Below are 14,132 nucleotides of genomic sequence, written 5' to 3'. Positions count from 1 at the left end.
GTCCCGACCCCGCAGCATCCTTTTTCCCACCCCCTCAGAAGGAGAACGTCATGGCCCGCGAAGTCCTCACCCTCGGCCAGATCCGCATCCACTCCGGCTCCGTCAGCCAGGAACAGGCCATGAAGGAGGCCGCCGACATCCTCGAGGCGGCCGGCGCCGTGACGAGCGCCTACTTCGACGCCATGCAGCAGCGCGAGGTCGCCGTCTCGACCTACATGGGCAACGAGCTCGCGATCCCCCACGGGACCAACGAGACCAAGGAGGCGATCCTCGACTCCGCACTCTCGTTCGTCCGCTACGACGGCGGCGTCGACTGGGGCGGCGAGCACGTGTCGTTCGTCGTCGGCATCGCCGGCAAGGGCGACGAGCACCTCGAGATCCTGTCGCAGATCGCCCTCCTGTTCTCCGAGGACGAGGAGGTCGCGAAGCTCAAGGCCGCCCAGACTCCCGAGGAGCTCTACCAGCTGCTCGCCACGGTGAACAACGCATGAAGGCCGTCCACTTCGGCGCCGGAAACATCGGCCGCGGCTTCGTCGGACTGCTCTTGCACGAGGGCGGGTACGAGCTCGTCTTCTCGGACGTCGCCCCGACCCTCGTCGAGACCATCAACGCGGCATCCGGGTACACGGTCCACGAGGTCGGGCCGGGCGGAGGCGACAAGACCGTCACCGGCTTCCGGGCGATCAACAGCCAGGCCGACCCGGATGCCGTCGCCGACGAGGTCGCTGCGGCCGACGTCGTGACGACCGCCGTGGGACCCAACATCCTGCCGTTCGTCGCACCGCACATCCTCGAGGGACTCGCCCGTCGCTCCGCCGACGCGAAGCCGCTGCAGGTCATGGCGTGCGAGAACGCGATCGGCGCGACCGACACCCTCCGCAGCGAGATCGAGAAGCTCGCCGGTGATGCGTGGGGCGATCTGTCCACGCGCGCCGTGTTCGCCAACACCGCCGTCGACCGCATCGTCCCCGGCCAGCCAGAGGGCGCAGGCGTCGACGTGACGGTCGAGCCGTTCTTCGAGTGGGCTATCGAGCGCGGACCGTTCGGCGACGACCTGCCGAACATCCCCGGCGCGCACTTCGTCGACGACCTCGCCCCCTACATCGAGCGGAAGCTCTTCACGGTCAACACCGGCCACGCCGCCACCGCCTACTTCGGTGCCGCCGCGGGGATCACCCGGATCTCGGACGCCCTGGCGGACCCCGGCATCCGGGGCAAGGTCGAGCAGGCACTCGGGGAGACCTCCGCGTTCCTCGCGGCCGCGCACGGGCTCGACCCCGCCGAGCTCGCCGAGTACCGCGCGACGATCCTCGAGCGGTTCTCCAACGAGGCCCTGCCCGACACCGTGCAGCGCGTCGGCCGTCAGCCGCTGCGCAAGCTGTCGCGTCACGAGCGCTTCGTCGGCCCCGCCTCGGCGGCCGCCGAGCGCGGTCTCGGCGTCGACGGACTCATCGCCGCGATCGCCGCCGCACTGCGGTTCGAGGACGCTGCAGACCCGCAGGCCGTCGAGTTGCAGGAGCGCATCCGAACCGAGGATGCCGCGGCCTTCACGGCATCCGTCACAGGTCTCGAGCCTGCCCACCCCCTGTTCGCACGCATCCAGGATCAGGTCGCCCAGCGGCAGACCGAGCTCGGCCTCTACAGCGCGTGAGCGCGTCGAAGCGGCCCCGCTCCCGGGCACGGCGCATCGTCTCGATCGTGCTGCTGTCCGTGGCGGGGCTGCTCGTCGCCGGCATCCTCGGCATCGTGATCTGGAGCCAGGTCGGCGTCATGGGCGCCGAGGCCGGCCCGCTCGCCTCAGTGCGCGAGGACGACCGGATCGCCGTGTCCGACACCGGCGGCAACGTCGTGATGTCGCCGTCCTCCGGAGAGAGCACCGTCGGGCTCGTCTTCATCCCCGGGGCGAAGGTCGACGCTGAGGCGTACGAGGCGAAGCTCGCGGGGCTCGTCGCGGAGGACGGGATGACGGTCGTCATCACCCGCCCGTGGCTGAACCTCGCTTTCTTCGACCCCCGGTCCCTGTCGACGTTCACCGATTCCGCGCCCGACATCGACACCTGGCTCGTCGGCGGCCACTCCCTCGGCGGGGTGCGCGCCTGTCAGCTCGCATCGGATGCCGGCGGCCTCGTACTCTTCGCCTCGTACTGCGCGAACGACCTGTCCGGTTCCGGGCTTCCCGTGCTGAGCATCTCGGGCTCCGAGGACGGGCTGTCCACCCCCGAGAAGATCCAGGATGCCCGCGGCATGCTGCCCGCCGACGCCGAGTTCGTCGAGATCCCCGGCGCCTCGCACGCCTCCTTCGGCGACTACGGCCCGCAGGCCGGCGACGGCACCCCCACGATCGACGACCCCGCCATGACGGCCGAGATCACGGCATCCGTCGCGGAACTCCTCCCCCGCCTCTGACTCGCGGTCGAAGTCCCCCTCTGGCCGGGTATGCGCCCGGGATACCCGGCCGGATGGGGACCTCGGCGGGTCACGGCGTCCATCCCGCCTCCCGGAGCGCGCCCTCGACCATGCGCACCGCAGTCCGTCCGTCGCCCTGCAGATGGTGGCGCAGGATGCGGATCAGCACCCACCCCTGTTGACGGATGTCGTCCCACCGGTCGGCATCGCGCTCGAACTGCGCGCGGTCCTCGGCGTGCTGGCGCCCGTCGTACTCGACAGCGACTCGCCACTGTTCGTACGCCAGGTCCAGCCGTGCGACGAACCGACCGTCCGGCGCACGAATGACGATGTTGAGTGCAGGCTCCGGGAGTCCTGCGGCGCGCACGACCAGCCGCAGCCGCGTCTCCTGGGGCGACTCGGCACCGACGCGCACGTCGGAGAGCGCGGCTTCCAGCGCAGCCTGTCCCCGCCCCACTGCCCTGGCGACTTCCGCGGCGAGATCGTCCAACGTGAGCAGACCGCCGCGCACACCCACGAGGAAGTCCCCTGCCGCCACCAGCTCCTCGTGATTCCACCAGGAGGCGACGTGGCGCCATGCCCTCGCCGGCCCTTCGACGCGCAGCCCCTCCACCACCCGCACGTCGGCGACACCCGGACCGAGCCGATGACCTACGACACCTGCGACCCTCGGCTCCCGATCCGGGCGGTGCGCCGCGACGTGGAGCCGCTGCGAGGCTCGATCCGCCGGAAGTGGCGCCCCGTAGAGAGCCAGCGCTGTGCTGTGGCTGAAGAACTGCCACGGCCGCATCCGCTGGGCGAACTGACGAGCCTTCGCCTCGAGCGCCTCGAGGTCGTGGCCTGTGGGCACTCGGACGCCGGGATACGGGATCGCCAGATCCGCGGCATCCAGTCGACCGGTGGTTACCCCGGCACGACGGGCTTCATCGACATGGAACTCTCGATCACGCAGGTTCTCGGGAAGGGGACGCGGTCGCCGCATTCCTGCAGGATGTCGCGCGGGGGCAGCCGGTCAGGCGCCCATCCCGCGCGCCGCGGACAGCCCTCACACGACCGGCCCTGGGGAGAAAGGATGAGGTCCCGATCGGGCCGGGTATGCGCGAGCCGCACCCGGCCCGATCGGGACCTCGAAAATGGCGTCAGGCCGAGAAGCCCTCGCCGATGAGCTCGATGAGCTCCTCGCGCTCCTCGATCGTGAGGAAGGCCGCCGCCGCAGCGTTCAGCTGGAACGCCTCGAGGTCGTCGAGCGTGTACTCGAATGCGTCGGCGAGGAGCTTCAGCTCGCGGGTCAGCGAGGTGCGGCTCATGGTGCGGTTGTCGACGTTCACGGTGACGGCGAAGCCGAGCTGGTACAGCAGGTCGAAGGGGTGATCCTCGAGCTGCGTTCCCCACGCCGCGATCGCGCCGGTCTGCAGGTTCGACGAGGGCGACAGTTCGAGCGGGATCTCGCGGTCGCGGACCCAGCGCGCCAGGTCGCCGAAGCGGACCTGCACCTCCTCGCCCTTCTCCGCGACGACGTCGAGGTCCTCGGCGATGCGCACACCGTGTCCGAGGCGCAGTGCCCGCCCGTCGATCAGCGCGGAGCGGATCGAATCGAGCCCCGCGGCCTCACCGGCGTGCACCGTGGCGGGGAAGAAAGCGGATGCCAGGTAGTCGAACGCCGGGCGCAGGTTCGACGGCGGGAAGCCCGCCTCCGGACCGGCGATGTCGAACCCGACAGCGCCGCGACCGCGGTGGCGGACGGCGAGCTCGGCGATCTCGAGCGACCGGTCGGTGTGACGCATGGCGGTGATGAGCTGGCCGACACGGATGTCGCGGCCCGATCCCTCGACCGAGTCCTCGCCCTCCTCGATGCCCTCCTGCACGGCTTCCACGACCTCGTCGAGGCTCAGGCCGCCGCCCAGGTGCTGCTCGGGCGCCCAGCGCACCTCGCCGTAGATGACGCCGTCGGCTGCGAGGTCCTCGACGAACTCCTTCGCGACGCGGCGCAGTCCGTCACGGGTCTGCATGACCGCGATGGTCAGGTCGAACGTCTTCAGGTACTCGACGAGCGAGCCCGAATCGGACTGGTCCTCGAACCAGTCGGCGAGGTCGTCGGCCGCGGCTTCGGGAACCTCGACGCCCGCCTCGTCGGCGAGCTCGATGATCGTCTGCGGCCGGAGCGCGCCGTCGAGGTGGTCGTGCAGCGACACCTTGGGGAGCGAGCGGATCGAGACGCCCTCGAGGTTCGCGTCACCGTGCTGATCGATGGCCATTGTGCAGTCCTGTCGTGAGGGGTTCAGGCGGTGATGCGCTCGAGGACGAGCGGGGTGGATGCCGGGGCTTCCGCACCGATCTCCCAGGCGCCCTCGAGCGCCTCGGCGGCCCGCGCGAAGCGGTTCTCATCGTCGGCCAGCAGTGTGAACAGCGGCTGTCCGGCGGTGACCGTGTCGCCCGGCTTCACGTGCAGGTCGATGCCGGCGGCGTGGATGACGGGGTCCTGTGCGCGGGCGCGTCCGGCGCCGAGGCGCCAGGCGGCGATCCCGAACGGGAGGGCTTCGAGCCGCGTGACGACGCCGGACTCGGTCGCCGTGACGGTGTGGGTCTCGCGCGCGGTGGGCATCGCGGCATCCGGGTCACCGTCCTGCGCGCGGATCATCCGGCGCCACGAGTCCATGGCGCGCCCGTCCTTCAGGGCGGCCTCCACGTCGGCGTCGGGCTGGCCGGCGAGGGCGAGCATCTCTCGTGCGAGCGCGACGGTCAGCTCGACGACGTCGGCGGGTCCGCCGCCAGCGAGCACCTCGACGGACTCGCGGACCTCGTTGGCGTTGCCGATGGCGAGGCCGAGGGGCGTGTTCATGTCGGTGAGCAGCGCCGTGGTCGCGACGCCCGAATCGGTGCCGAGGGCGACCATCGTGCGGGCGAGCTCGCGGGCCTTGTCGACGTCCTGCATGAAGGCGCCGGAGCCGAACTTCACGTCGAGGACGAGCGAATCCGTGCCCTCGGCGATCTTCTTCGACATGATGCTCGAGGCGATGAGCGGGATCGCCTCGACGGTGCCGGTGACGTCGCGGAGCGCGTAGAGGCGCTTGTCCGCCGGTGCCAGGCCGGAGCCGGCGGCGCAGATGACGGCGCCGACATCCCGCATCTGCGCGATCATCTCGTCGTTGCTGAGGGCTGCTCGCCAGCCGGGGATGGCCTCGAGCTTGTCGAGCGTGCCACCGGTGTGCCCCAGTCCGCGGCCCGACAGCTGCGGCACGGCGACGCCGAAGGCGGCGACGAGCGGTGCGAGCGGGAGGGTGATCTTGTCACCGACGCCGCCGGTGGAGTGCTTGTCGACGGTCGGCTTGCCGAGCCCGCCGAAGCTCATCCGCTCCCCCGAGGCGATCATCGCATCGGTCATGACGCGGATCTCGTCGCGGTTCATCCCGTTGAGGAGCACCGCCATCGCGAACGCGGCCATCTGCGAGTCGGCGACGTACTCGCGGGTGTACGCATCGATCATCCAGCGGAGCGCATCCTCAGGGACGGCGCCGCCGTCGCGCTTGGTGCGGATGACGTCGACGGCGTCGAACGCCTCGACCGCGCTCATCGGGCGGCCTCCAGGTCGCGGGGGCCGAAGGCGTCGGGCAGGACCTCGTCGATCGTGCGGATGCCCGAGACGGTCTCGAGCAGCATCCCGGGGATCGCGAACTCGTTGAGCAGCTGTCGGCACCGGCCGCACGGCATGATCGTCTCGCCGTCGTTGTTGACGCAGACGAACGCGACGAGCTCGCCGCCGCCGGTCATGTGGAGGTTCCCGACCAGGCCGCATTCGGCGCACAGGCCGACCCCGTAGGAGGCGTTCTCGACGTTGCAGCCGGTCACGATCCGCCCGTCGCTCACGAGCGCCGCGGCGCCTACTCGGTAACGGGAGTACGGCGCGTACGCCTTCTCCATGGCCTCGACGGCTGCCGAACGCAGCTCGTCCCAATCGATGTCGGTCACGACTTCTTCCTCTGTAGATGAGCGGATGCCGCGGGTCGCGGCATCCCGTGTCAGCCCTTGATGTAGGGCTTGCCCGCTGCCGCGGGCCCGCGGATCTGCCCGGCGAAACCGGCGACCGCGAGGATCGTCACGACGTACGGCAGCATGAGCATGAATTCGCTCGGGATGGGGGTGTCCAGCACGGTGAGCTGGTTCTGCAGGTTCGTCGCGAAGCCGAACAGCAGCGCGGCGAGCGTCGCGCGGATCGGGTCCCACCGGCCGAAGATGACGGCCGCGAGAGCGATGAAGCCGAGCCCGGCGGTCATCTCCTTGCCGAACTGCGGCACCGAGACGAGCGTGAAGTACGCGCCGCCAATGCCGGCGATCGCTCCGGCGAGCGAGACGTTCCAGAATCGCGTCGTGTTGACCTTGATGCCCACGGTGTCGGCGGCCTGCGGGTGCTCACCCACGGCGCGGAGGCGCAGACCCCAGCGCGTGCGGTAGAGGCTCCACGAGACGACGGCGACCGCGACGTACATGAGGTACACGATGAAGGTCTGGTTGAACAGGACCGGACCGATGATCGGGATCTCGCTCAGGAACGGGATCTCGATGCGGCCGAAGCGCTCCGGACGGTTGAGGGTGTCCTCGTTGGGGACGAGCAGCGCCCCGTACAGGAAGCCCGTCAGGCCGGTCACGAGGACGTTCAGGACGACGCCGACGATCACCTGGTCGACGAGGTACTTGATGGCGAACGCCGCGAGGACGAAGGAGACCAGCACGCCGCCCACCATCGCGCCGATCAGGCCGATGAAGGGGCTGCCCGTGATGCTCGACAGGAGTGCCGCCGAGAAGGCGCCCAGCAGCAACTGACCCTCGATGGCGACGTTGACGACGCCGACGCGTTCGCCGATGACCCCGCCCAGCGCACCGAACACCAGCGGGACCGACAGCGACACGGCTCCGAAGAGCAGGCTCGTGACGGGGAAGGTTCCTCCGGCGGCGGCCCACACGATGAAGGCGACGATCGCAACGACGGCGAAGACCGAGGTCAGCCACAGCGGCGTCCGGCGGTAGTTCCATGCGTTCCATGCCGCCAGTGCCGCGAGGAGGACGAGGACGACGACCATCGCCCAGCTCGTGGCGCCCGTCGGCACCTCGATGTTCGGGACGGCGATCGACGAGGTCGCGTCGCCGAGGCGGAACGTCGTGACGGGGCCGCGGGGGACGAGGCCGAACAGGAGCGCCATCAGCACGACGACGACGCCGAAGACGATCGGCACCTTGACGTGACGCGCCTTGACGACGGTCAGCTGGATGGTGCCGTCGGATTCGAGTGCGGGAGCCGGAGCGCTCATGCCGCCACCGCCTTCTTCGCGGCCTTGGCTCGCGCCTTGTCCGCCTTCTCGATCTCGGTCTTGGGAAGGAAGAACACGGCGCGCAGCAGAGGCGGCGCCGCGATGAAGAGCACGACGAGCGACTGGACGACGAGCACGATGTCGACCGGGATCCCCTGCGCCTGCATCGAGAACGACCCCGCCTTGAGGGCGCCGAACAGGATGCCGGCCGCGAAGGTCCCCCACGCGCGGCTGCGCCCGAGGAGGGCCACGGTGATCGCGTCGAAGCCGATGCCGGCGTCGATGGTGGCGGCGAATCCGGTCGTGACATTGCCCTGGATCTGGTTCATGGCGGCGAGACCGGCGAGGCCGCCGGCGAAGACCATGGCGTAGATGTAGATGCGCTCGACGTTGATGCCGCCCGCACGCGCGGCGTGCGGGTTCTCGCCGACGGCCCGCATCCGCAGTCCGAGGCTGGAGCGCTCGATGAGCCACCAGACGAACACGGTCGCGACGACGACGATGACGAAGCCCCAGTCCAGCTGCGGGAACGTCGGGCCGAACAGGTCGGGGAACTGAGCTGTGGCCGGCGTCGGCTGCGACTGCGGCTGGTTGCTGCCCTCTGCCTGCAGGAGACCCGGGGTGCGCAGCATCCACAGCAGCAGGTAGTACGCGACGTAGTTGAGCATGATCGTGAGGATCACCTCGTGCGCACCGGTGCGCGCCTTCAGCAGACCCACAAGACCGCCCCAGATCGCTCCGCCCAGGATGCCGGCGAGCAGGGTGAGCGGCAGGTGCACGAGCAGCGGCAGGTCGAGGTTGAACGCGAAGAAGCCTGCGAACAGGGCACCGACGAGCATCTGGCCGCGCGCACCGATGTTGAACAGGCCGACGCGGAACGCCAGGGCGACGCCGAGGCCGGCGGCGATCAGCGGCGCGGCGAACCCGAGGGTGTTGGTCAGCGGGCGGATCTGCGCCGAGAAGTCGCCGACGCGCGGGTTGAAGACGGCGCCGCGGAAGAGGGCCTCGTACCCGGTGTAGATGGCGTTCCACGCCGCGACGAGGGTGTCGGTGGGACGCGCGAAGAAGTATCCGCTCGTGCGCTGCACCTCTTCGTTGGTCACCGCGATGAGCACGCCGCCGACGATCATGGCGAGCACGAAGGCGAGGATCGTCGTGACGGCGCTGCCGCGCACGAGCTCACGGAAGAAGACGTCGGTGCGCGAAGGCTGCCCCGGCTCTTTCTCCCCCGTCAGCGGGCCGCTCGCGGTGGGCAGCTGTGCAGCGGGATGCGCCGCGTCGGCGGCGCCGGGCGTCGTGCCGCTCATGCAGCCACCTCCGGGTCGGTTGCGCCGGCCATCATGAGGCCGAGGGTTTCGCGGGGGGTGTCACCGGGGACGATGCCCACGACGCGCCCGCGGTACATGACAGCGATGCGATCGGCGAGTGCGGTGACCTCGTCGAGCTCGGTCGACACGACGATCACGGGGATCCCCGCGTCGCGCGTCTCGACGATGCGCTTGTGGATGAACTCGATGGATCCGACGTCGACGCCGCGGGTCGGCTGGGCGGCGACGAAGAGCTTGAGGTCGCGGCTCATCTCGCGAGCGATGACGACCTTCTGCTGGTTTCCGCCGGACAAGGTGCCTGCAGGGGTCTCGGGACCCCGCGTGCGGATGTCGTATTCCTCGATGCGGGCACGCGCGAACGCGTCGAGTTCGGCGCGGCGGATGGTGCCCGCGCGCGAGAACGCCGGGTCGGTGGTGCGGTCGAGGATGAGGTTCTCGGCGACGGAGAAGCCGCCGACGAGCCCGTCTTCCTTGCGGTCCTCGGGGACGAAGCCCACGCCGGCATCCAGGATGCTGCGGACGCTCTTTCCGACGAGCTCCGTGCCGTCGAGGCTGATGGAGCCCTCGGTGCGGGCGGCGAGGCCGACGATGGCCTCGACGAGCTCCGTCTGGCCGTTGCCCTGCACACCTGCGACGGCGAGGATCTCGCCAGGACGGACGTCGAACGACACCTCGTCGACGACGATGGCGCCGCCGGGGGTGAGGACGCGCAGGTCTCGCACCTCGAGTCCGCCGGAGCTCGGCTTGGCCGGGTCCTTCTGGACGGTCAGCTCTACGGCACGACCGACCATGAGGGAGGCGAGCTCGGCGTTGGTCGCCGTCGGCGACGCGGTGCCGACGATCTTGCCGAGGCGCACGACCGTGATCCGGTCGGCGACCTCGCGCACTTCGCGCAGCTTGTGCGTGATGAAGACGATGGAAGTCCCCTCGTCGCGCAGCTGTCGCATGATCCCCATGAGCTCGTCCGTCTCCTGGGGGGTGAGGACCGCGGTCGGCTCGTCGAAAACGAGGACCTTCGCGTCGCGGGAGAGGGCCTTGATGATCTCGACGCGCTGCTGGACGCCGACGGGGAGGTCGCCGACGAGGGCGTCGGGGTCGATCTGGAAGCCGAACCGGTCGGCGACGGCACGCACATGGGCGCGGGCCTGCGCGAGGTCGAGCTTGCCGAGGCCGGTCGTCTTCTCGTGGCCGAGCATGACGTTCTCGGCGACGGTGAACACGGGGATGAGCATGAAGTGCTGGTGCACCATGCCGATGCCGGCCGCCATCGCGTCACCGGGACCCCGGAAGTTCTGGACGGCGTCGTCCAGCAGGATCTGTCCCTCATCGGCGCGGTAGAGGCCGTAGAGGACGTTCATGAGAGTGGATTTGCCGGCGCCGTTCTCGCCGAGGAGAGCGTGGATCTCCCCCGGCTCGACCACGAGGTCGATGTGATCGTTGGCGACGAGGCTGCCGAATCTTTTCGTGATTCCGCGGAGCTCGAGCTTCATACGAGAACCCTAACCGGCGGGTGTCTGGAAAGTACCCGCCATAAAACGTTGAGCGAACGGCACTCGGGGCGGACAGCTCTGCGCTGCCCGCCCCGAGTGGATGTCGTTCAGATCACGGCGAGTTCTTGGACTCCACCGTGATGTCACCGGAGATGATCGACTTCTGGAGCGTGTCGAGCTCGTCGGTCAGACCGGCGGGCAGCTTCGACTCGAAGTCGTGGAAGCTCGAGAGCTTGACGCCCTCGTTCTCGAGGGTGCCGACGTACGGCGCGGCGTCGAACTTGCCGGTCGATGCGGCGACCGTGGTGTCGTAGACGGCCACGTCGATCGCCTTCATGATCGAGACCAGCGTGATGTCGGAGACCGTGTCATCGGCGACGGCGAGGTCGCTGTCGACGCCGAGGATGAGGGTGTCGTCACCGCTGTCCTTGATCGCCGCTGCGGCGCTCGTGTAGATCGGACCGCCGACGGGGAGGATGACGTCGACGCCCTGGTCGAGGACCGACTGAGCGGTCTGCTTGGCGGTGTCGTTCGCGTCGAAGCCGCCGGTGAAGGCGCCCTTCTGAGCGGCGACGTCCCAGCCGAAGAGCTTGACGTCGGCACCCTTGTCCTCGTTGTACTTCTCGACGCCGAGGGCGTAGCCGTCCATGAAGACCGCGACCGAGGGGATCTGGAGGCCACCGAAGGTGCCCACCTTGTTGACGCCGGCCTCAGCGGACCACGCGGCGGCGGCGTAGCCACCGAGGTACGCGGCCTCCGCCGTGTTGAACACGAGGGGCTTGATGTTGGGGGCGTCGGTCTTGCCGTCCTGGTCGGTGTCCGCGTAGTCGTCGATGATCGCGAACTGCAGTTCCGGGTTGGCCTTGGCCGCCTCGACCGTCGCCGCGGCGAGCTTGAAGCCGACCGAGACGATGAGGGTGCAGCCCTCGGAGATCGCCGTGGTCATGTTGGGCTCGTAGTCGTTGTCGTTGGTCGACTCGAACTCGAGGGGCTTGATGCCCAGCTCGTCGGCGGCCTTGTCCATGCCGTTCTTGGCCGACTCGTTGAACGACTTGTCGTTCCAGCCACCGGCGTCGGAGACCAGGCAGGGCTTGAAGCCGTCGACGATGTCGCCGCCACCGGCGCCGGCGGACGACGTCGGGTTGGCCTCGGGTGCGGTACCGCAGCCAGCCAGCGCGGCGATGAGAAGCGCGGCACCGGCGATGCCGGCGAGCTTCTTCGGGTTCGAGATGGTCAAGAGTGCCTCCACGGAAGAGAACCCGCGGACTTCGCGGGTGTGCGCAACCGAAGTTACCCACTGTGACGACGACCGGTCACCCTGATGAGCCCGTTCGTCCGAATGGTTACAAAGCCGCAATGAACCCGTCACAGGAGCGGCATCCTGCTCAACGGACGGGGTGTCAGAGGACGTCCCCGCGACCGGTCACCTTCAGCGCGTCGACGACGCTCTTGACCCGCTGGGCGTGCTCGGCAGTGGTCACCAGAAGCGCGTCGTCCGTGTCGACGACGACGATGTCCTTGACGCCGATGATGCTGATCACGCGACTCGTCTGCGAGACGACGATGCCGCTCGCGGCATCCGAGAGCACCCGGGCGTTCTGTCCGAGGATCGCGAGGTCCGTGCGGCCGCCCGAGTTGAGCTTGGCGAGGCTCGCGAAGTCCCCCACGTCATCCCAGTCGAAGTGTCCGGGGACGACGGCGAGCTTGCCCTTCTCCGCCGCCGGCTCCGCGACGACGTAGTCGATCGCGATCTTCTCGAGGGTCGGCCAGATGCGGTCGACGGCGGGGCCCCGCAGGTCGCGGTCGTCCCACGCTTCGGCGAGCTCCATGAGCCCGGCGTGCAGGGTGGGGTTGTTCGCCTCGATCTCGGCGAGCAGGACGTCGGCCCGCGAGATGAACATGCCCGCGTTCCACAGGTAGGAGCGATCGGCGACGTAGGCCTTCGCCGTCTCGAGGTCGGGCTTCTCGACGAAGCGCTCGACCAGGGAGGCATCCCGCGCGCCGTCGACGATCAGCTCGCCGCCCCGCTTGATGTAGCCGAAGCCGACCGCCGGCTCGGACGGGGTGATGCCGATCGTGCAGATGTAGCCCTCGCGTGCCACCTCGACGGCGTCGCGCACCGCGAACTCGAACACGCGCGAGCCGCGGATGACGTGATCGGCGGCGAAGGATCCGATGACGACATCCGGATGCCGCCGGTGCAGGATCGCCGCAGCGAGGCCGATCGCGGCGGCGGAGTCGCGCGGCTCGGATTCGAGGATGACGTTCTTGTCGGGGATGCCGGGGAGCTGCGCCTCGACGGCGGCGCGGTGCGCGCGGCCGGTGACGACGGCGATCCGATCGGGCCCGGTGAGGGGCTCGAGGCGGTTCCACGTGTCGCGGAGGAGGGAGTGCCCCGACCCGGTCAGGTCGTGGAGGAACTTCGGGGCATCCGCGCGAGACAGGGGCCACAGGCGGGATCCGACGCCCCCGGCGGGGATGACGGCGTAAAAGTCCTCGATGTGTTCGACCATGGTCGGAACCCTACCGGCCGATTAAGGCTCGCCTTCCTCGCCCACCCCTCTCGAGGCCGCTTAGGATGGTCGATGCGCCCGCTTGCGACGATGGGCGACATTCCCCGGGATGCCGCGATCTCGCCGCACGCGCGCGATCCATCTCACTCAAGGGAGGACGACCGTGTCTGCACCAGCACGCGTCACGCCGTCGATCGCTGAGACCACGTCCAAGACCCCGCGCGGCACGCTGTACCGCGGCAACGAGGGCATGTGGTCGTGGGTCCTTCACCGCATCACCGGCATCGCCATCTTCTTCTTCCTGCTCGTGCACGTCCTCGACACCGCACTCATCCGGGTCTCCCCCGATGCGTACAACGCGGTCATCGGCACGTACAAGAACCCGATCATGGGCCTCGGCGAAGTCGCCCTGGTCGGCGCGATCGTCTACCACGCCTTCAACGGCCTCCGCATCATCGCGGTGGACCTGTGGCCGTGGGCCACGCGTCACCAGCGGCAGCTGTGGTGGGGAGTGCTGGCCGTCTGGGCCGTCACCCTCGTCGGCTTCGCCGCGCGCCACCTTCCGAACGTCTTCTCGCACATGGGAGGCGAGCACTGATGACCGCCGACACCCTCGCCGCTCCGCGCACCCCGCAGGGCAAGGCCGCCGTCCGCAAGAAGGGTCCTAACCTCGAGAAGTGGGGCTGGGTCTTCATGCGCGTCTCGGGCGTGCTGCTGCTCGTCCTCATCTTCGGTCACCTCTTCGTCAACCTCATGCTCGGCGAGGGCATCTCGGGCCTCGACTTCGCGTTTGTCGCGGGCAAGTTCGCCACGCCGTTCTGGCAGTGGTGGGACGTCCTCATGCTGTGGCTGGCGTTCATCCACGGCACGAACGGCATGCGCACGATCGTCAACGACTACGTCACCAACGCGAAGGTCCGCCGGGTCCTCGTCACCAGCCTCTGGGTGGTGGCCGGCTTCATGATCCTCCTCGGCACCCTCGTGGTCTTCACCTTCGATCCCTGCATCCCCAACCTCGACGGCAGCGTTCTCGCCGAGGTCTGCAAGGCACAGGGCTGAGCCGGCCGCGCCGGCACGCAAAGCAGAGAACAG

Annotated in this window: 14 protein-coding genes; 5 read left to right on the top strand and 9 right to left on the bottom strand. The window is 69.2% G+C overall.

Annotated elements, in window-relative coordinates; translation table 11 throughout:
• The first annotated feature begins 50 nt into the window (after positions 1-50).
• The 3 genes from MRBLMI1x_RS07800 to MRBLMI1x_RS07790 are packed head-to-tail and all read left to right on the top strand — an operon-like array spanning position 51 to position 2,406.
• On the top strand, positions 51-491 hold the full coding sequence (locus tag MRBLMI1x_RS07800; protein WP_018188772.1) for a PTS sugar transporter subunit IIA: 441 nt from the start codon (positions 51-53) through the stop codon (positions 489-491).
• Positions 488-1,651, top strand: a complete 1,164-nt coding sequence (locus MRBLMI1x_RS07795) for a mannitol-1-phosphate 5-dehydrogenase (RefSeq protein ID WP_363457916.1) — start codon at positions 488-490, stop codon at positions 1,649-1,651. The genes MRBLMI1x_RS07800 and MRBLMI1x_RS07795 overlap by 4 nt, the downstream gene beginning before the upstream one ends.
• Complete coding sequence (locus tag MRBLMI1x_RS07790) at positions 1,648-2,406, top strand: alpha/beta hydrolase (RefSeq protein WP_363457913.1); 759 nt, start codon at positions 1,648-1,650, stop codon at positions 2,404-2,406. Before MRBLMI1x_RS07795 ends, MRBLMI1x_RS07790 begins: the two co-directional genes overlap by 4 nt.
• A gap of 70 nt (positions 2,407-2,476) precedes the next feature.
• Here MRBLMI1x_RS07790 and MRBLMI1x_RS07785 read toward each other — a convergent pair whose 3' ends face one another.
• The 9 genes from MRBLMI1x_RS07785 to MRBLMI1x_RS07745 form a co-directional block, all read right to left on the bottom strand.
• Positions 2,477-3,388: a DUF559 domain-containing protein gene (locus tag MRBLMI1x_RS07785; protein ID WP_363457910.1), complete on the bottom strand. Its 912-nt coding sequence runs from the start codon at positions 3,386-3,388 to the stop codon at positions 2,477-2,479.
• 157 nt (positions 3,389-3,545) lie between these two features.
• Complete coding sequence (locus tag MRBLMI1x_RS07780) at positions 3,546-4,661, bottom strand: adenosine deaminase (protein ID WP_018188776.1); 1,116 nt, start codon at positions 4,659-4,661, stop codon at positions 3,546-3,548.
• A gap of 23 nt (positions 4,662-4,684) precedes the next feature.
• A complete protein-coding gene (locus tag MRBLMI1x_RS07775) occupies positions 4,685-5,977 on the bottom strand; it encodes a thymidine phosphorylase (RefSeq protein ID WP_020096721.1) in 1,293 nt (430 codons plus the stop codon).
• Positions 5,974-6,399 (bottom strand): cytidine deaminase, encoded by a 426-nt coding sequence (locus tag MRBLMI1x_RS07770; RefSeq protein ID WP_081626489.1) that lies wholly within the window; start codon positions 6,397-6,399, stop codon positions 5,974-5,976. Before MRBLMI1x_RS07770 ends, MRBLMI1x_RS07775 begins: the two co-directional genes overlap by 4 nt.
• Positions 6,400-6,422: 23 nt before the next feature.
• Positions 6,423-7,709: an ABC transporter permease gene (locus MRBLMI1x_RS07765; protein WP_363457905.1), complete on the bottom strand. Its 1,287-nt coding sequence runs from the start codon at positions 7,707-7,709 to the stop codon at positions 6,423-6,425.
• Positions 7,706-9,016 (bottom strand): ABC transporter permease, encoded by a 1,311-nt coding sequence (locus tag MRBLMI1x_RS07760; RefSeq protein ID WP_018188780.1) that lies wholly within the window; start codon positions 9,014-9,016, stop codon positions 7,706-7,708. Before MRBLMI1x_RS07760 ends, MRBLMI1x_RS07765 begins: the two co-directional genes overlap by 4 nt.
• A complete protein-coding gene (locus MRBLMI1x_RS07755; protein ID WP_363457902.1) occupies positions 9,013-10,527 on the bottom strand; it encodes an ABC transporter ATP-binding protein in 1,515 nt (504 codons plus the stop codon). Before MRBLMI1x_RS07755 ends, MRBLMI1x_RS07760 begins: the two co-directional genes overlap by 4 nt.
• Before the next feature lie 112 nt (positions 10,528-10,639).
• On the bottom strand, positions 10,640-11,764 hold the full coding sequence (locus MRBLMI1x_RS07750; protein ID WP_018188782.1) for a BMP family lipoprotein: 1,125 nt from the start codon (positions 11,762-11,764) through the stop codon (positions 10,640-10,642).
• A gap of 163 nt (positions 11,765-11,927) precedes the next feature.
• Positions 11,928-13,040 (bottom strand): mannose-1-phosphate guanylyltransferase, encoded by a 1,113-nt coding sequence (locus MRBLMI1x_RS07745; protein ID WP_311869881.1) that lies wholly within the window; start codon positions 13,038-13,040, stop codon positions 11,928-11,930.
• A gap of 163 nt (positions 13,041-13,203) precedes the next feature.
• Between MRBLMI1x_RS07745 and sdhC the strand changes: the two genes are divergently transcribed.
• Entirely contained in the window at positions 13,204-13,638 is a 435-nt protein-coding gene (gene sdhC / locus MRBLMI1x_RS07740; RefSeq protein ID WP_018188784.1) for a succinate dehydrogenase, cytochrome b556 subunit, read from the top strand.
• Positions 13,638-14,099, top strand: a complete 462-nt coding sequence (locus MRBLMI1x_RS07735; RefSeq protein ID WP_018188785.1) for a succinate dehydrogenase hydrophobic membrane anchor subunit — start codon at positions 13,638-13,640, stop codon at positions 14,097-14,099. The genes sdhC and MRBLMI1x_RS07735 overlap by 1 nt, the downstream gene beginning before the upstream one ends.
• Positions 14,100-14,132: the final 33 nt, after the last annotated feature.

Source organism: Microbacterium sp. LMI1x-1-1.1, assembly GCF_040676205.1.
Lineage (GTDB): Bacteria > Actinomycetota > Actinomycetes > Actinomycetales > Microbacteriaceae > Microbacterium > Microbacterium aquilitoris.
This window is presented reverse-complemented; position numbering and strand designations above follow the sequence as displayed.

Coding starts and splice junctions, on each gene's coding strand:
- MRBLMI1x_RS07800 (WP_018188772.1), top strand. CDS start 51: ATGGCCCGCGAAGTCCTCACCCTCGGCCAGATCCGCATCCACTCCGGC.
- MRBLMI1x_RS07795 (WP_363457916.1), top strand. CDS start 488: ATGAAGGCCGTCCACTTCGGCGCCGGAAACATCGGCCGCGGCTTCGTC.
- MRBLMI1x_RS07785 (WP_363457910.1), bottom strand. CDS start 3,388: ATGCGGCGACCGCGTCCCCTTCCCGAGAACCTGCGTGATCGAGAGTTC.
- MRBLMI1x_RS07780 (WP_018188776.1), bottom strand. CDS start 4,661: ATGGCCATCGATCAGCACGGTGACGCGAACCTCGAGGGCGTCTCGATC.
- MRBLMI1x_RS07775 (WP_020096721.1), bottom strand. CDS start 5,977: ATGAGCGCGGTCGAGGCGTTCGACGCCGTCGACGTCATCCGCACCAAG.
- MRBLMI1x_RS07765 (WP_363457905.1), bottom strand. CDS start 7,709: ATGAGCGCTCCGGCTCCCGCACTCGAATCCGACGGCACCATCCAGCTG.
- MRBLMI1x_RS07760 (WP_018188780.1), bottom strand. CDS start 9,016: ATGAGCGGCACGACGCCCGGCGCCGCCGACGCGGCGCATCCCGCTGCA.
- MRBLMI1x_RS07755 (WP_363457902.1), bottom strand. CDS start 10,527: ATGAAGCTCGAGCTCCGCGGAATCACGAAAAGATTCGGCAGCCTCGTC.
- MRBLMI1x_RS07745 (WP_311869881.1), bottom strand. CDS start 13,040: ATGGTCGAACACATCGAGGACTTTTACGCCGTCATCCCCGCCGGGGGC.
- MRBLMI1x_RS07735 (WP_018188785.1), top strand. CDS start 13,638: ATGACCGCCGACACCCTCGCCGCTCCGCGCACCCCGCAGGGCAAGGCC.